Genomic DNA, 16135 nt, shown 5'->3' on the forward strand with positions numbered 1-16135 from the left:
CTCGGCTTGAAGGGGGCAACCGAGGGACCCCTCAGCGGTCCTGCGAGAGGGCGAGCAGTTCGGCGAAGGTACCGCCCGCGTGGACGAGGTCCTCGTACACGCCCTGTTCCGTGATGCGGCCCTGCTCCATGACCACGATGTGATCGGCCGTCCTGGTGTTCTCGAGTCGGTGGGTGACGACGATCGTGATGCGGTCGGGGGCGATGGTCCTGATCCTTTCGAAGATCCCGTGCTCACCCCTCGGGTCCATCTGGGAGGTCGGCTCGTCCAGGATCAGCAGCTGGGGGCGGCGGTACAGGGCCCTGGAACAGGCCAGGCGCTGCCACTGGCCGCCGGACAGTTCGGCTCCGCCGAAGACCTCGCGGGCGAGGAGCGTGTCGAGGGCGGCGGGGAGGTCTTCGACGGCCTCGCGCATGCCGACCGCGTCGACCGCTTCCCACACCTGCGCGTCGTCCAGGCTGCGGGGCTGGCCCAGTGTCACGTTCTCCCGGACCCGCAACGGCCACTGGGCGAAGATCTGGGGCACCAGCCCGATGCAGTTCCAGACGGTGGCCGGGTCGACATGGGCGAGGTCCTTGCCGTTCCAGGTGACGTGTCCCTTGTCCGCCAGATAGATACCGGTGATCAGACGTGTCAGCGTGCTCTTGCCGGATCCGTTCACCCCGACAATGGCGAGGATCTCCCCCCGGCGCAGTGTCAGGCTTACGTCGTCGACGGCCGGCTTGTCCTTCCCGGGGTACGTGTACGTGACCTCGTCCAGCCGGATCTCGTCCACCGGCGCACCGACAGTCAGTTCACCGCGTTGGGGAGCCCGTTCGCCTGCGTCGTCGAGGAACGCCTGCATGTCGCTCAGGTAGAGGCTCGTGTGGAACACCGCGGCCCCGTTGATGACGACCTGGGACAGTGCGGCCAGGGTCGTCTGGACCGCGAGGACCGCCGTGGCCGCGATGGCGAGCGCGATCCGTCCGGTCACGGCCAGCCAGGCGAGGACCGCCCAGGTGGCGAGGAGAAGACCACCACCGACGAGAGATGACAGCAGCGCGATGCGCAGTGTCCGGGGTGCGGCGGCCAGGGTGCGTTTGTCGACTCGCTCGGACAGTGCCCGGTTCCAGTACAGGAGGTAGTCCGTCATGCCGTTCGCGCGGACCTCGTCACCGTACTTGGGGGTCGTGGACCACCACCGCATCATGCCGCGGACATTGCGGTCGGCGACGTTGGCGTAGTGGATCTCGTAGTCGACGCGGGCGGTGAGCACCGCTCCGACGCCGGCCGGGAGCACGGCCAGGAGGAGCAACGGCAGCATCAGCGGATTCAGTACCGAAAGGACGCCACTGGCCGTGACCATCCTGACGAGTGCCGACATGAAGCGCTGTGCGTCCGTGACCATGACGTGCGTGCGGATCACCCCCATCTCGGCGGCTTCCTGCCGGTCCGCGAAGCCGTCGACCGCGTACGCCGCTGCCTCGACCCGGCAGACGGCCTCGACAAGGGCGGTGTCGGTCGCGGTCGTCAGCCTGGGGGTGATGCGCCGCTCGGCGTACGTGGATACGGCCCCCGACCCACGGGCCAGCGCACTCGCGCCCGCCACGACGAGGAGGGCCGGCAGGGCCGCGTACAGGCGGTCAGCGACGGCGTCGTCGCCGAGGATGGGGCTCATCGCCTTGGCCGTCGCGGTCAGCTGCACGGCGGCGGCCACACCGGTGATCAACTGGCAGGCCAGAAGCAGGAGCACGGCTCGGCGATCGATGGCCCAGGACATCTTGGCGATGCGGCGCAGGACGGAGGGGAGCTGCGCGCAGAGCTTGCGGAAGGTCACTTCGCCGAGCGGGTTCACGGAGTACTGCCCCGAGTACGTGATCTCGGCCGGCGGCGGTGGGGGTACGGAGTGCGCGTCGTTGGTAGCGGCTGACGTCAACTGGACATCTCCTGCACGGTCGTTGGGAACGAGGTGGCGCCACCCGGCTCAACGACGTCGACCATGAATCGAACACACGTGTTTTGGACGGAGCGGATTCCGTGCAGGAGCGCGGAGAGCCAACGTGCCGGATGCATCCACCCTTGATGCACACGGGTCGCTCCGTGCGGCCCGATGGCCGAAACGCCGGTGCGGATACGTGTGTTGCGGGTGAGGCAGTCCGAGCTCCGTGCTCTCTCAGCCGGTATGAAGGATCCGGAAGCAGTCGGGTTCCGCCGGGTCTCGGTCAACGACCTGGATCGGTGTCCCGGCCCATTGCCAAACACTGATGCCCGGCATGCGGGAGAACTGGATCTGCCCGCGGGTGCCTTCGACTGCGACGCGTGGCCAGGATTCGGCAGTGCGCGCCCGGTCCGCGCCGTTGGAACGCAGCAGATCGGCGAGGACGGCGACCGTGTCGTAGCCCTCGAAGGCGACGAAGGAGGGCGTTGCGGCCAACTGCTCGCGGAGAGCTGTCTCGACTCGTACACCGACTGGGGTGAGGCGCTCGGGCAGGTAGCGCAGGAACGGGATCGCGGCGCTGTCGTCGCCCAGCAACGTCGCCCATTCGGCGAACTCCGGTTGCCCGGCCGGAGCACCGATCATGATCTCGGCGAGGCTCTGGTCGCGGCGGACGGACTTGACGATCGACACCGCCGGCTCCGGGTGGCCGACCAGGAGAAGGAGGGCTGTCGCGCGATTGTCGACGAGTTCGTCGCACACTGCCGTGGCGTCGCAGATGGCCGTGGCGTCGAACGCGCTCATGTCGAGTTCGGTGACGGTGGCGCCGCGTGGAGCGAGGTGGTCCCGCAGAATGCGGGTCCCAGCTGCCCAGTAGACGCTCGGCTGGGCAGCTACGGCGATTCGGCTGTGGCCCGCGGCGAGGAGGAAGTCCGCGTAGACCTGCCAGCCGCGGGACTGCGGCGGGGAGAGGCGCGCGACCCATTGCGTCGGCTGTTCGGTGAGCGCGTCGAGAACCGCTGACGAGCACAAGAACGGCAGGCCGAGGGCGTCGGCCCTGGCCGCAGCGGCGCGAGCGACGACGCTGTGATACTCCCCTGCCACGGCAGCCACGCCCAGGCGAGCCAATTCATCCACGGCCGCCGCGGCCCTCTGCGGATCAGCCGCGGTGTCCCGGACCACCAGCTCCAGTGGTCTTCCGACGATCCCGCCCGCGTCATTGACTTCACGAACGCCCAACTCAAGTCCGGCAAGCAAGTGTTGGCCCGCCTCGACCCAGCCGGGCCGGGTCAGCGGAACGAGAGCACCGATCTGGACGGACGATCCGTCAGTCTGCCCCGCTCCAGGTGGCGATGGTGGTGTGGACATGCGTTGGCGTCTCCCCGTGTGGCGATTGACCCACCTCGGCAAGTCAAGATCGTCCGAATGTGCAGCGTACCTGTCCGGCGCACGCAACTTCCAGGCTCGGATGGCTCGTTGGGCGCACGGCCCCATGGACAGCCTTCAGCTGAGCTGTTCGGCGAGTCCGACGAGGATGCCCTCGGGGCCGCGGACGTAACAGAGCAGATAGCTGTCCTCGAACCGCCGCACCTCGCCGACGAGTTCGGCGCCATGGGTTTGCAGGCGGGCAAGGACGTCCTCGATGTCGTCGACGGCGAACATGATGCGACGAATACCCAGCGTGTTCACCGGTGCGTTTGCCGGCTCGGCGCTGATCGCCTTCGGCGTGTGGAACTTCGTCAGTTCGATCCGGCCTTGGCCGTCCGGGATCCTCAGCATCGCGACGTCCTGTCGGGTGTCGTCGAGTCCGATGACACGGTCCACCCAACGTCCCTCGACTGGCATCCTGCCCTCCAGCTCCATACCGAGTTCGACGAAGAACGCGATAGCAGCGTCAAGGTCGTCGACAACGATGAGGACGTTGTCCATCCGCTGGATCGTCATGTTCGGTCTCCTTGATGTGATGTGACCACGATGGTCAGTGCTTGGACGGTGCCAGATGTGCGCGCTCTCCCTGGGCGCCGAACAGGGCGAGCAGTTCCGCGGGCTGGCTCTCGGCGCTGCCGATCCAGTGAGGGATGCGGGTGTCGAACTCCGCGGCCTCTCCCACGCCGAGCCTGAACTCCTGCTCGCCCAGCGCGAACCTGACGTGTCCGTTCAGGACGTAGAACCACTCATATCCCTCGTGGGTCTGCAGCTTCATCGTGGGTGCCTGGCCGGCGGGCGGATAGATCACCTTGTAGGCCTGGATGCCGCCGGCCCGCCTGGTCAGTGGCACCATCACCAGCCCGGATCGCCGCACTGGTCGCAGGTGGACGCGCGGGTCGCCGGTGGGTGGCGCCGCGACGAGGTCATCGAGCGGGACGCCATGCGCACGGGCCAAGGGAAGCAGCTGCTCCAGGGTGGGGCGGAGCTTGCCGTTCTCGAGGCGGGACAGGGTGCTCGCCGTGAGGCCGGTTTCGCTTGCCAGCGCCGCCAGCGTGGCGCTCCGCGCCCGGCGCAGGGCACGCAGTCGGGGTCCGACTCCGGCCAGAACCTCTCCTGCGGGGTTGCCGATGTTGTCCATGTGCCGATGATGCGGATCCGCAATTTTTCTTGCAAGGGCGAAATGGCCCTGGCGATGCTGTCCGTACATCACCGGCGTCGAATGTGCGTTACGGATCACGCTCGGCACGTCGGCCGACGAAGGGGCAACTCAGATGGATCCCACCCGACACCGACGGCCCACCTCAGACACCGCGGGCGACCCGGGCACGGCGGGCGACGACGCCGAGCTGTTCTGGGAGCAGCACTACCGCACCCCGCGCACCTGGGACGCACGCGTCAACCCACTGCTCGCCGAGACCGCCACACCGCTGCATCCCGGTGCTGCCCTGGATCTGGGCTGCGGCACCGGCGGCGACACCATCTGGCTCGCCCAGCGGGGCTGGCACGTCACCGCCGTGGACATCTCCACCACCGCCGTCGAACGGGTGCGGGACCGTGCCCGCGATCTCGGCGTCGCGGACCGGGTCGTCACCGCACAGCACGACCTGGGCAGAAGCTTCCCGGCCGGCCGGTTCGATCTCGTCTCCGCCCAGTACTTCCACACCCCGCTCCCGTTGCTCCGCAACCGAGTGCTGGGCACAGCCGCACGGGCTCTGCGACCCGGCGGGCTCATGCTGATCGTCGACCACGGTTCCACCGCGCCCTGGTCATGGAACCAGGACCCCGAGATCCACTTCCCCACACCCACCGAGACCGCCGCCGAACTAGATCTCGACCCAGCGCGCTGGTCCGTCCTGCGCGCGGACATGCCTCGCCGCCGGGCGACCGGACCCGCAGGTGAAACGGCCACCGTCATCGACAACGTCCTGCTCGTCCAGCTCACCGCCGGATGACCACCCGAACCACACGACATCACGTCGGAACGGAGTGACACGATGTCAGGAAACGACGCGAAGCGATCCCGGACTCGGGCGAAGGACACCGGACCCCCGCTCACCGGTGCCGACGAGAAAGCCACCTTGCGAGGCTTCCTCGACTACCTGCGGAACGCCGTCGCGGACAAGGTCGAGGGCGTGCCGGAACCCCAGGTCCGAACGGGCGGAGTGCCCTCGGGCACCAACCTCCTGGGGCTGGTCAAGCACCTGGCGTTCGTCGAACGGTTCTACTTCCTCGGTGAGGATGTCGGCGACTGGCGTACGACCATGCGGCCGTCCGCGGAGGACACCGTGGACAGTGTGCTCGCCGACTACCGGGCGACCGTCGAGCGAGCGAACCAGGTCATCGACGCCTGCCCGGACCTGGCTCGTCCCGCGCCGCGACCCCCGCGCCGAGGGCAGGCACCAACGATGCGATGGGCTCTGGTGCACATGATTGAAGAGACCGGCCGGCACGCGGGCCACGCCGACATCCTCCGCGAGCGGATCGACGGATCCACCGGCCGCTGACCGGCCGGCCACCTACCGGGCGGAGTCCTGGATCGCTTGGATCAGTGCCTTGGTGGCCGGTGGGTCGGGTGGATCGCCGTAGGTGACGGTGTAGATCTGGCGGGGGAAGTCGGGGATCTCGGTGGTATGGACGTCGGGCAGGCGGTGGGCGCGGAGTGCCAGTCCGGGCAGGGTGGTGACTCCGATACCGGCGGCGACGAGGGCCTGCACGACGACCATGTCGTCGCAGACGGACTCGATGAGCGGGGCGAAACCATATTGCCGACAGACGGCGGTCAGCTCGCCCTGGCATCGTTCGCAACCACCGATCCAGGCGGAGTCCCGATGGTTCGCGATGCTGTCGGCGGGGCTCCGGCTCACCAGGTAGATCGGGTCGTCGGCCACGTGGACCATGCGGAACCCTTCGTCCTCCAGCGGAGCGTGCGCGTACCGGAAGACGAGTGCGACGTCGATCTCGCCATGTCGCAGCATCTGCAGCGCTTCGACCGGATGACGGTCGATCACGCTCAGTGTGAGGCCCGGGTGCGCCTCGGTCAGCATGGCGGCCGCCTTCGGCACGATCGTGCTCAGCACGGACGCGTTGGCGGCGAGGCGCACCCGCCCCGACGCCAGACCGACCTGCGCGGCCAGCTCGTTCGTTGCCGCGTCGACCCGTCCCACGATCTCGGTGGCCCGGTTGGCCAGCAGCTCGCCCTCAGGTGTCAGCCGGATCCCACGGCCCACCCGCTGGACGAGTTTGACGCCCGTGGCCGCCTCCAGGCGGGACAGGTGATGACTCACCGACGGCTGCGAGTAGTGCAACTCCCTCGCAGCCTCGGTCACGGACCCGTGCCGCGCCACCGCGGCCAGCACCTTCAGATGGACCAGGTTCAGCACATATCAAGAATATCGATGTGATCTTCGAAGGACTGGCATTAGACGTCATCTGTGTATCGGTCCATGCTCGTTGGTGAGGGCGCCGAGGGCGGCGCCTAGCCCACTGAGGAGGCACGATGAGCAAGCTCAGGTGTCACATCTCGATCTCGCTGGACGGTTTCGTCGCCGGCCCGAACCAGAGCGAGGAGAACCCGCTCGGTGAGGGTGGCGAGGGACTCCACGACTGGGTGGTTCCGCTGGCCGCCTTCCGCCAGGCCCACGACGTGCAGGACGGCGAGGTGAACGCGAGCACACCGGTGTTCGAGGAGGCGATCGCGAACATCGGCGCCGCCGTGATGGGCAGGAACATGTTCGGCCCCATCGGCGGGGGCGCATGGGGCGACGAGCAGTGGACCGGCTGGTGGGGCGACAACCCGCCCTACCAATACCCGGTGTTCGTCGTGACCCATCACCCGCGCAATCCGGTGGAGATGGAGGGTGGGACCACGTTCCACTTCGTCACCGACGGAATCGAGTCCGCGCTGGAGCAGGCGAAGAAGGCCGCCGACGGCAAGGACGTCATGTTGTGGGGCGGCGGCCAGGTCGCGCAGCAGTATCTGGCGGCGGGACTGCTGGACGAGCTCGAACTGCACGTCGTTCCGGTGTTGCTCGGTGGCGGCTCCCGCCTCCTCGACAACCTCGGCGACGCGGATGTGCGACTCGAACAGATCCGGGCCGTCGAGGCACCCGGCGTCACCCACCTCAAGTACCGGATCCTGCCCGGCGCTCCTTCATGACCGGCTCAGCGATCTTGGGCCGGCACACCCAGCCGCACACCCGCACGCGGGCAGAGAAGTTCACCTGAAGGCACTCTGCAGAGGAGAGCACCATGCAGCTCGATCGCCTGAAGACCTTCATCGACGACGTGGGACTCGTGGTGCGCAGCACCGACGACGAGCACGAGATCACGGCGCGGGTCGCCGAGCGGCTGTCCGCTCTGCTGGCCGACGGCTACCGGCTTCCGTCGGAAGCCACGCGGTCCTCGCCCGAGCGTCACCTGACGTATCCGCTCTACATCGCTCCTGACGAAAGCTGGTCGCTGGCATCCGTGGTCTGGGACATGGGCCAGCAGACCAAGGTGCATTCGCACGAGACATGGGGCGTCGCCGGCATCTACGCGGGCGTCGAGCACGAGGTCCGATACCTCAAGCCGACGGCGTCGACGATGAACGCGCCACTGACGCCGGCAGGTGAAACGCAGTGGCTGCCGGGGCAGGTGACCGTCTGCTGCACCACCGACGACGATGTCCACGCCGTTACAGCGGTCGGCAGCGAACCCACCGTCGGAATCCACGTCTACGGCGGCAACATCGGCACGATCAGGCGGCGTTCGTACGATCCCGCCACCGGCGAAGCCGACTGGTTCGTCTCCGGCTGGGACAGCGCCGAGGACGTGTCCCGAGCGACGGCATCGAGCTGAAAACGGGCTACAGGTCGAGCACCGCCCGGAGCGCGTCGTCGACCAGGGCCTGCTGCACGGGGCCGATGTTGCCGAGGCAGGTGCCTGTCTCGAAGCGGACCGCGGAGAGCTGGAGCAGGTTGACGGCCACGACCGAGGCGTCGACCGGAGTCGCCAGGCGTACGCTCATCGCCGTATCGGGATGAGCCGCGGGGGCGTGCAGCACCAGGGCGACCACGGCCCCGTACCGGTCGGCAAGCCCGTCGAGGCTGGCGATCAGCACGGTCCGGTTGCCCTTGCCGGTGTCGACGTCCCACACATCGCCCTTGCGGATCGTCACAGAGCGTCGCCCTCACCATCGAGGTCGAGGCGCTCCAGGGTGGCGAGCCGGCCGGCGGCATCGAGGGTCATCTGACGGCGCACGGCCTTGACGATGTACTCGTTCAGCGAAGCAGCGCCGGCCGCGGCATCGCGCAACGGCTTGTCCATGGAGTCCGGAATCCGAACGGTGATGGCAGTCATGCCACCAAATCTAGTGCCACGACTGCCATCACCGCACCCCTTCTCCCGATGCCGGTCCCCGGAAGGCTCGACCGGGGTCGGCCGCCTCGTCCTCGGCCTGGCGTCGCGCCGAAGCCCCGTACGTGCATACTCAGGCTTTGCGCGCGCACCGGCGTTCGCGAGAAGGAGGAGGTGGGCGATGGTGTCGGCATCGGGGTCGGAGTCCCGGAAGGTCACGATCAACGACGTCGCCAAGTCCGCGGGGGTGTCCAGGCAGACCGTGTCGCGGGCGCTCAACGACAAGGACGAGATCGACAGCGATACCAAACAGCGCGTGCTGGACGCGGCTCGCGCACTCGGATACCGGCCGAGCCGGTTCGCCCGGGGCCTGGTCCGCCAGGACACCATGACCATCGGGCTGGTCATCCCCGATCTGCTCAACCCGTACTTCACCGAGGTCGCGGCCTCCGCCCTGGAGGCCGCCCGGACCCATGGCTGGCATGTCGTCGTGTACGACACCGCCGACCGGGCGGAAGAGGAACTCGGCACGCTTCAGGTGATCAGTTCGCAGGTCGACGCGGTCATCGGCTACTTCAGCTGCTCCGACAGCGAACTCGAGTCGTTCACCCGGGGCATGCCGGTCGTGCTCATCGGTCGCGAGGGCAGGTCCACGCGGTTCACCTCGATCCGGATCGACGGTCGGGAGGGGGTCCACGCCGCGGTTACGCACCTGGTCGCGAAGGGGCACACACGGATCGGCATGATCGACCACCAGGCCCGGGCCGAGCCGAGCATCCGGCACACGTGGTTCACGGCGGCCGCGGCTGCGCACGGGATCGACGGCGGCATGGTGGTCGGTGCGGACCAGACAGCCGACGGAGGCGGCTCGGCGCTCAGGGAGTTGCTCACCGCTCATCCCGATGTCACCGCGGTCTTCACGTTCAACGACATCATCGCGATCGGCGCTCTGCGGGAAGCCCGCCGACTCGGCAGGAGCGTTCCGCAGGACCTGGCGGTCATCGGCTTCGACGGTCTTCAGCTCGGGGCGCTCATGGAGCCCCCGCTCACCAGCGTCGCGCTCGACACGCGGCAGCTCGGCGTGCTCGCCATCGAGCAGGTCGCACGGCTGCTGTCGGACCCGCGGACGCTCGCGGTCGAGGACCTGGTCGTGCATGCCGAGCTGCGGCCGAGCGGGTCGGCGTAACCCGCCGGAAACCCATCCGCATCGAATGTCTTGACATTGAACCGCGCCGAAGCGCAGACTTCCGAGCACTTCGCATCGCATCTCGCGAAGTACCTCTGAGAATCTCCGTGAGCGGTCCCGTGAGCGCTCACGGGACCGCTCACAAGTATCCATAACCAATGTTTTCACCCCTTCGCCACGGCGCTCGGCGCCTGAACCGACACCGTTGCGTCCTGTCCCTTCCACCCAGAGGGCGTTCCGCCCGAGGGATCAGCATCGAGCCGCCTAGCACCGTCGCTAGCCGTTGTCTGGAACGGAAAATATGAGCAACACAGTCACGCGCATCCGCCTCGCCGTCGTCACCGCGGCAGCCGGCGTCCTCGTACTCGCCGGATGCTCGTCGTCCGACTCGTCGGGCGAGTCGTCCGCAGCCTCCTGTGAGCCCTCGAAGGGCAAGGTCACACTCCAGTACTGGAACACCGTCAACGGCATGGACAAGGTCGTCGACCTGTGGAACAGGGACCACCCCGACATCCAGGTCGAGTCGAAGAACATCTCCAACGACCAGTACGGCGCGATCGGCAACGCCCTGAAGGCCGGTAAGGCCCCGGACCTCGCCCAGGTCGGCTACGACCAGCTGCCCACCCTGCGCTCCCAGGACGCCTTCGTGGACGCCTCGGCCTGCAAGACGGCCGCCGGCACCGAGTCGAAGTTCGTTCCGTGGACCTGGTCCCAGGCCGGTTTCGGCGGCGAAGGGGTGTACGCCCTTCCGCAGGACACGGGCCCGATGGCCATGTACGTACGCACCGACATCTTCAAGAAGTACGACGTCCCGATTCCGACGACCTGGGACGAGTACACCACCGCCGCGGAGAAGCTGCACAAGGCGAACCCGAAGCTCACCATGACGTTCTTCGACCCGAACAACGCCGAATGGTTCAACGGGCTCCTCTGGCAGAACAACGCGAACATGTACAGCTACTCCGACGACAAGTGGCACGTCACCGTCGACTCGGACAAGAGCAAGCGGGTCGCCGAGTACTGGCAGAAGCTGATCGACGACAAGCTCGTGCGCACCGACCTCGCCAACGGGTCGACGCAGATGTTCGCCGCCTACCAGAACGACCAGATGGCCACCCAGCTCGGGGCGGCCTGGGGCTACACGGGCATCCGTGACAACCTGCCCGACCAGGCCGGCAAGTGGTCGATCGTCCCAATGCCGACCTGGGGTGCGGGTGGCAACTCCGGTGACTGGGGCGGCTCCACCGTCGCGTTCATGAAGGGCGGCAAGCACCTCTACGAGGCGGCCGAGTTCAACACGTGGCTCAACACCGACCCCGCGGCGCTCGCGCTGGCGAACGAGGTGGGCGGCCTGTACCCGGCGTCCACCGACGGGCTGAAGCTCCCGGCGCTGACCAAGGGTGTGCCGTACTACAACAACGAGAAGATCTTCGACGTCTTCGCCGAGTCGTCCAAGAAGGTCGACACCGACTTCAGCTGGGGCCCCACCCAGAAGACGGTGAACCTGGCACTGCAGGACGCGATGGCCAAGGCGGTGGCCGGTGACGGCAAGCTGACCGGCGCGCTCGCGGCTGCCCAGGCCTCCGCGCTGAAGTCGATGGACGACCTGGCGATCCCGGCCACGGCGGGCAAGTGACCGCGGAATGACCGACATCGCCACCCGCCCCACCGACGCGGTGTCACCACCGCCCCGGGGCCGCTGCCGTCCGCGTCTGGACGGCGGCGGCCCCCGGGCCGGCACCATCGTCGCGTTCCTGACGCCCTTCTTCCTGCCGTTCGTCCTCTTCTACCTGGTGCCCATCGGCTACGCGCTCTGGCAGAGCTTCCGGGTGGTACGCCGCTCCGGCGGGCAGTACGGCACCTCGTACACGACGTTCGGCGGTTTCGAGCAGTACGTCGAGGTGTTCCAGAACGACGAGTTCTGGGCCAGCATCGGCCGTATCGGCCTGTTCGGCATCGTGCAGGTGCCCGTGATGCTGTTCACCGCGCTGATCATGGCACTGCTCCTCGACACCCAGCTGCTGAAGCTCAAGGGGTTCTTCCGCACCGCCGCGTTCATGCCGTACGCGGTGCCCGGCGTCATCGCCGCGATCATGTGGTCGTATCTCTACTCGCCCCAACTGAGCCCGGTCGTCGACCTGTTGAATGGCATCGGTCTGAAGCCTGACTTCCTCGGCCCGGGTGCCGTGCTGTGGTCGGCGGCGAACGTCTCGACCTGGCTGTGGACCGGCTACAACATGCTGATCATGTTCTCGGCGCTGCAGTCCATCCCGCAGGAACTCTACGAGGCCGCGAGGATCGACGGGGCGAGCGACTGGGCCATCGCCTGGCGCATCAAGGTCCCGATCATCGCACCGTCCATCGTCATGACCACGGTGTTCTCGATCATCGGCACACTCCAGCTCTACTCCGAGCCGGCCGTGCTGCGCCAGATCTCCTCGAACATCTCCAGCACGTTCACCCCGAACATGCTCGCGTACACCGTGGCCGTCGGGAACAACTACCAGCAGGCCGCCGCCATTTCGGTGGTCATCGCCGTCATCACGTTCGTCTTGAGCTTCGGGTTCATGCGACTGACCTCCAAGAGGGCGGGACTGTGAGCAATCGACCCCCTTCGCAGGAAAGCCGCGTGAGTCGTACGGCCGTCATGGCTCTGATGCTCGTGCTGGCGATCTACTTCATGCTGCCGCTGTACTTCCTGATCGTCGCGGCGACCAAACCGCAGGGCGATCTCGCCTCCACCAGCGGCCTGACGTTCTCGAACTTCCAGCTGTTCGACAACCTGCACACCCTGTTCACCTTCAACGACGGCATCTTCGCCCGATGGATCCTCAACACGGTCGTCTACGCGGTGCTGGGCGCGGCCGTGGGCACCCTGATCTCGGCGCTGTGCGGCTACGCGCTCGCCAAGTTCCGCTTCCGCGGCCGGGAGTTCCTGTTCTCGGTGATTCTCGGCGGCGTGCTGGTCCCCAGCACCGCGCTGGCGCTGCCGCTGTTCCTGCTGTTCTCCGAGGTCGGACTCGTCAACACCTACTTCGCGGTCTTCCTGCCCAGCATCGTCAGCCCGTTCGGCGTCTATCTCGCGAGGATCTTCGCCAACGCCGCCGTGCCGCAGGAACTCATCGAGTCCGCGCGCCTCGACGGTGCCGGCGAGTTCCGGACGTTCTTCTCGGTGTCGTTCAAGCTGATGTCGCCGGCGCTGGTGACCATCTTCCTGTTCCAGTTCGTCGGCATCTGGAACAACTTCTTCCTCCCGATGGTGATGCTCCAGAAGGAGGAGCTCTTCCCGATCACGCTCGGCCTCTTCACCTGGAACGGGCAGACCGCCCGCACCCCGCTCCTCCAGGAGTCCGTGATCATGGGCTCGCTGGTGTCGATCGTGCCCGTGATCATCCTGTTCATCGTCCTCCAGCGGTTCTGGCGCACCGGACTCGCCGCCGGCTCCCTCAAGTGACCGCCCACGCCCGCCGTCCGTCTCCGTACGCCCCGCCAGCACAGAAGGTTCCTCCCGCCATGCGCAACCCCGCCGTCTTCGTGCCCCACTTCCACTGGGACCGGGAGTGGTACGAGCCCTTCCAGGTCTTCCGGCACCGGCTGGTGACCGCCCTCGACACCGTGCTGGAGACGGCCGAGGCCAACCCCGACTTCCGGTTCACCGTCGACGGGCAGATGGCCGCGATCGAGGACTACCTGGAGATGCGGCCGGAGAACCGCGACCGGGTCGTGGCCCTGGTGACCGAGGGGCGGATCGCCATCGGGCCGTGGCTCATCCTGCTCGACGAATTCCTCTGCTCCGGCGAGACCATCGTCCGCAACCTGCAGATGGGGTGGGCGGCCGCGGCGGACCTCGGCGGCGCGATGCCCATCGGCTATCTGCCGGACATGTTCGGCCACGTCGCGCAGATGCCGCAGATCCTCGCGCGCGCCGGCATCGAGCACGCGGCACTGTGGCGCGGTGTGCCGGGCTCCGTCGAGGGGCACGCCTTCCGCTGGCGCGCGCCCGACGGCTCCGAGGTGCGCACCGAGTTCCTCTTCGACGGCTACGACAACGGGCTCGACGTCCTGCTGGTGCCCGACCAGATCGGCCGTGCGCTGGGCGAGTACGCCGAGATGACGGCCGAGCGGTGGGGCGGTGATCCGGTACTGGCGATGGCGGGCACCGACCACAACGCGCCCGACCCCCACCTGGCGGCCTGGCTGCGGCAGGCGTCCGGCGAAGGAAGGGCCATCACCATCGCGACCCTCGACGAGTACCTGCGCAAGCATGTGCGCGACGAGGTGTCCGCCGTCGTCACCGGGGAGCTGCGCAGCCATGTGCGCGGCAACATCCTGCCGGGCGTGCTCTCCGTGCGGCTCGGGCTCAAGCAGCGGATGGCGCTCGCCGAGCGCACGATCGACCACGCCGAGCGCATGAACGCGCTGTGGTCCCGGCGCGACGACTCACCGTTCCTCTCCCTCGCCTGGCACAAGATCATCGAGTCGACGGCGCACGACTCGGTCGTCGGCTCCGGCACCGACGAGACCTGCGACCAGGTCGCCGCACGCCTCGCGGAGGCCGCGCAGACCGCGCGCGCCGTGCGGGACGCGGCACTCGCCGAACCCGCCGCCCTGGTGCCGAGTGACGGCTACCTGGTCGCCAACCCGCTGCCGTTCGGGCGTACGGCGCTGGTCGAGGTGGATGTCGCCGCCCCGCCGGCGGGAACGGGGCTGGCCGCGATCGCCACCCACGGCTCGGTGCACCCCGTACAGCTGATCGCCGAGGCACCGACGGTCCTCAGCGACGAGCGCATGGACGCCTCACAGCTCGAACGCGTGCTGCGCCGTATCCACCGCCGCGAACTGTTCGGCCGACTCATCGACCGCTACGAACTCTCCCCCGGCCAGCTCGTCTTCCACCTCGCCGAGGTCCCCACCACCGGGCGCTTCGACCTGCTGATCCTGCGCCAGGAGGTCGCCGCCGCAGCCGCCGAGTATCCCGGTGAGTGGCGGGTGCTGACGGTGGAAGAAGCCCGGGCCACCGCCCTCGTACCCGTGCAGGTCCCCGCCTCGGGGCTGACCGCCTTCCGGGTCGAGCCGCGCGAGGACACCGCTCCCGCGCCGACTTCGGACGAGCCCGCGACAGCGGCGGACCGCACCCTCTCCAACGGCCTGGTCGAGGTATCGGTCGCCACCGACGGCACGCTGGACATCACCGGCTCCGACGGGACCGTACTGAACGGCGTCGGCCGGCTCGTCGACGGCGGTGACCGCGGCGACAGTTACAACTACGCTCCCCCGGCGCACGACATCCTCGTCTCGGACCCGACGGAGATCACCGTCGACCTTCTCGAGGACGGCCCGCTGAGGTCTCGGCTGCGAGTCACCCGCGTCTACGCGTGGCCCGCCGCGCTCTCCTCGGACCGCGATCTGCGCGACGAACGGATCGTGCCGACTCCGGTGGAGACGCTCGTGGAAGTACGTGCCGGTGAACCGTACGTACGGGTCTCGACCTCGTTCCTGAACCAGTCCGCGGACCACCGGCTGCGCTTCCACGTGCCGCTGCCCGAGCCGGTGGCCACGTCCTCGTCCGCCGGACAGTTCGCCGTCACCGAGCGCGGTCTCACCGCCGAGGGCGGCTGGGGCGAGTACCCGCTGCCGACCTTCCCGGCCAGTACGTTCGTGTCGGCCGGCGCCGCCAGTGTCCTGCTCGACCACTCCACCGAGTACGAACTCGTGGGCGACGGCACCGAACTCGCCCTCACCCTGCTGCGCGCGATCGGCTCGATCAGCGTCAACATCCATCCTCTCCGCGACGAACCCGCGGCGATCGAGATCCCCGCGCCGGGTGCGCAGGACCTCGGCATGCGCATCGAGAACCGCTTCGCCGTCGTCCCCTCGGCGACCGGCTGGCGCGGGGCGAACGCGGTCGCTCTCGCCGAGGAGTTCCGCAACGACGTGCTCGTCACGCGCGGAACAGCACCCGCCGGGTCCCAACTGCCGCCCGACACGGCCGGGTTGCACGTCGACGGCCAGGACGTCCTCGTGTCCGGCATCCGCCGCGTCACCGACGACGAGTCCGGGGACGGCACCGAGGTGCGGCTGGCCGCGATGAACGACAGCGCGTCCACCGTCCGCGTGACGGGCACGTTCTCCGAGGCCACCACGGTGGACCTGCTCGGCCGACCGATCTCCCGCACCCAGGCCCCGGACGAACTCGAACTGGCCCTCGGTCCATGGGAGATCCGCACGGTCGTACTCCGGTAGCGCCCCGTCGTATCAGCGTCGTACGT

At 68.1% G+C, this 16135-nt stretch carries 16 protein-coding genes; 9 read left to right on the plus strand and 7 right to left on the minus strand.

The genetic code is table 11. The features are described 5' to 3' along the window. Nucleotides 1-31 precede the first annotated feature (31 nt). The 4 genes from QF035_RS03455 to QF035_RS03470 form a co-directional block, all read right to left on the minus strand. On the minus strand, nt 32-1915 hold the full coding sequence (locus QF035_RS03455) for an ABC transporter ATP-binding protein (protein ID WP_307518041.1): 1884 nt from the start codon (nt 1913-1915) through the stop codon (nt 32-34). A gap of 237 nt (nt 1916-2152) precedes the next feature. Next, nucleotides 2153-3283 carry an ABC transporter substrate-binding protein gene (locus tag QF035_RS03460; protein ID WP_307518042.1) on the minus strand — a complete coding sequence of 377 codons (1131 nt, stop codon included), beginning with the start codon at nt 3281-3283 and terminating at the stop codon, nt 2153-2155. Between the two features lie 135 nt (nt 3284-3418). Beyond that, nucleotides 3419-3859, minus strand: coding sequence for a VOC family protein (locus QF035_RS03465; protein ID WP_307518043.1), 441 nt, complete (start codon nt 3857-3859; stop codon nt 3419-3421). A gap of 34 nt (nt 3860-3893) precedes the next feature. Continuing rightward, nucleotides 3894-4481: a helix-turn-helix domain-containing protein gene (locus QF035_RS03470; RefSeq protein WP_307518044.1), complete on the minus strand. Its 588-nt coding sequence runs from the start codon at nt 4479-4481 to the stop codon at nt 3894-3896. Between the two features lie 133 nt (nt 4482-4614). On the opposite strand from QF035_RS03470, the gene QF035_RS03475 reads away from it, so the two are divergent. Next, nucleotides 4615-5295 (plus strand): class I SAM-dependent methyltransferase, encoded by a 681-nt coding sequence (locus QF035_RS03475; RefSeq protein WP_307518045.1) that lies wholly within the window; start codon nt 4615-4617, stop codon nt 5293-5295. Between the two features lie 42 nt (nt 5296-5337). Next, nucleotides 5338-5847 carry a DinB family protein gene (locus QF035_RS03480; protein ID WP_307518046.1) on the plus strand — a complete coding sequence of 170 codons (510 nt, stop codon included), beginning with the start codon at nt 5338-5340 and terminating at the stop codon, nt 5845-5847. Between the two features lie 12 nt (nt 5848-5859). Here the strand turns inward: QF035_RS03480 and QF035_RS03485 are convergent, their stop codons facing one another. Further along, nucleotides 5860-6723, minus strand: a complete 864-nt coding sequence (locus QF035_RS03485) for a LysR family transcriptional regulator (protein ID WP_307518047.1) — start codon at nt 6721-6723, stop codon at nt 5860-5862. Nucleotides 6724-6839: 116 nt separating this feature from the next. On the opposite strand from QF035_RS03485, the gene QF035_RS03490 reads away from it, so the two are divergent. After that, nucleotides 6840-7499 carry a dihydrofolate reductase family protein gene (locus QF035_RS03490; protein ID WP_307518049.1) on the plus strand — a complete coding sequence of 220 codons (660 nt, stop codon included), beginning with the start codon at nt 6840-6842 and terminating at the stop codon, nt 7497-7499. A 92-nt stretch (nt 7500-7591) separates the two neighbouring features. Continuing rightward, on the plus strand, nt 7592-8182 hold the full coding sequence (locus QF035_RS03495) for a cysteine dioxygenase family protein (protein WP_307518050.1): 591 nt from the start codon (nt 7592-7594) through the stop codon (nt 8180-8182). A gap of 7 nt (nt 8183-8189) precedes the next feature. Here QF035_RS03495 and QF035_RS03500 read toward each other — a convergent pair whose 3' ends face one another. Together QF035_RS03500 and QF035_RS03505 are read right to left on the minus strand one after the other, a co-directional pair. Further along, complete coding sequence (locus tag QF035_RS03500; protein WP_307518051.1) at nt 8190-8501, minus strand: hypothetical protein; 312 nt, start codon at nt 8499-8501, stop codon at nt 8190-8192. Continuing rightward, on the minus strand, nt 8498-8683 hold the full coding sequence (locus tag QF035_RS03505; RefSeq protein WP_200393643.1) for a hypothetical protein: 186 nt from the start codon (nt 8681-8683) through the stop codon (nt 8498-8500). Before QF035_RS03505 ends, QF035_RS03500 begins: the two co-directional genes overlap by 4 nt. A gap of 178 nt (nt 8684-8861) precedes the next feature. Here QF035_RS03505 and QF035_RS03510 point away from each other — a divergent pair, with 178 nt between their 5' ends. The 5 genes from QF035_RS03510 (at nt 8862) to QF035_RS03530 (ending at nt 16109) form a co-directional block, all read left to right on the plus strand. Next, nucleotides 8862-9866, plus strand: coding sequence for a LacI family DNA-binding transcriptional regulator (locus QF035_RS03510; protein ID WP_307518052.1), 1005 nt, complete (start codon nt 8862-8864; stop codon nt 9864-9866). A gap of 301 nt (nt 9867-10167) precedes the next feature. Continuing rightward, the gene (locus QF035_RS03515; protein WP_307518054.1) at nt 10168-11502 is read left to right on the plus strand and encodes an ABC transporter substrate-binding protein; all 1335 of its coding nucleotides are present in this window, start codon (nt 10168-10170) and stop codon (nt 11500-11502) included. Nucleotides 11503-11509: 7 nt separating this feature from the next. Then, nucleotides 11510-12466 carry a carbohydrate ABC transporter permease gene (locus QF035_RS03520; RefSeq protein WP_307518056.1) on the plus strand — a complete coding sequence of 319 codons (957 nt, stop codon included), beginning with the start codon at nt 11510-11512 and terminating at the stop codon, nt 12464-12466. Between the two features lie 47 nt (nt 12467-12513). Next, nucleotides 12514-13320 carry a carbohydrate ABC transporter permease gene (locus QF035_RS03525; RefSeq protein WP_107102414.1) on the plus strand — a complete coding sequence of 269 codons (807 nt, stop codon included), beginning with the start codon at nt 12514-12516 and terminating at the stop codon, nt 13318-13320. Nucleotides 13321-13379: 59 nt separating this feature from the next. Further along, nucleotides 13380-16109: a glycoside hydrolase family 38 N-terminal domain-containing protein gene (locus QF035_RS03530; protein ID WP_307518057.1), complete on the plus strand. Its 2730-nt coding sequence runs from the start codon at nt 13380-13382 to the stop codon at nt 16107-16109. The last annotated feature ends 26 nt before the right edge of the window (nt 16110-16135 follow it).

The organism is Streptomyces umbrinus (assembly GCF_030817415.1).
Lineage (GTDB): Bacteria > Actinomycetota > Actinomycetes > Streptomycetales > Streptomycetaceae > Streptomyces > Streptomyces umbrinus_A.

Coding starts and splice junctions, on each gene's coding strand:
- QF035_RS03460 (WP_307518042.1), bottom strand. CDS start 3,283: ATGTCCACACCACCATCGCCACCTGGAGCGGGGCAGACTGACGGATCG.
- QF035_RS03465 (WP_307518043.1), bottom strand. CDS start 3,859: ATGACGATCCAGCGGATGGACAACGTCCTCATCGTTGTCGACGACCTT.
- QF035_RS03470 (WP_307518044.1), bottom strand. CDS start 4,481: ATGGACAACATCGGCAACCCCGCAGGAGAGGTTCTGGCCGGAGTCGGA.
- QF035_RS03475 (WP_307518045.1), top strand. CDS start 4,615: ATGGATCCCACCCGACACCGACGGCCCACCTCAGACACCGCGGGCGAC.
- QF035_RS03480 (WP_307518046.1), top strand. CDS start 5,338: ATGTCAGGAAACGACGCGAAGCGATCCCGGACTCGGGCGAAGGACACC.
- QF035_RS03490 (WP_307518049.1), top strand. CDS start 6,840: ATGAGCAAGCTCAGGTGTCACATCTCGATCTCGCTGGACGGTTTCGTC.
- QF035_RS03495 (WP_307518050.1), top strand. CDS start 7,592: ATGCAGCTCGATCGCCTGAAGACCTTCATCGACGACGTGGGACTCGTG.
- QF035_RS03505 (WP_200393643.1), bottom strand. CDS start 8,683: ATGACTGCCATCACCGTTCGGATTCCGGACTCCATGGACAAGCCGTTG.
- QF035_RS03510 (WP_307518052.1), top strand. CDS start 8,862: ATGGTGTCGGCATCGGGGTCGGAGTCCCGGAAGGTCACGATCAACGAC.
- QF035_RS03515 (WP_307518054.1), top strand. CDS start 10,168: ATGAGCAACACAGTCACGCGCATCCGCCTCGCCGTCGTCACCGCGGCA.
- QF035_RS03520 (WP_307518056.1), top strand. CDS start 11,510: ATGACCGACATCGCCACCCGCCCCACCGACGCGGTGTCACCACCGCCC.
- QF035_RS03525 (WP_107102414.1), top strand. CDS start 12,514: ATGGCTCTGATGCTCGTGCTGGCGATCTACTTCATGCTGCCGCTGTAC.
- QF035_RS03530 (WP_307518057.1), top strand. CDS start 13,380: ATGCGCAACCCCGCCGTCTTCGTGCCCCACTTCCACTGGGACCGGGAG.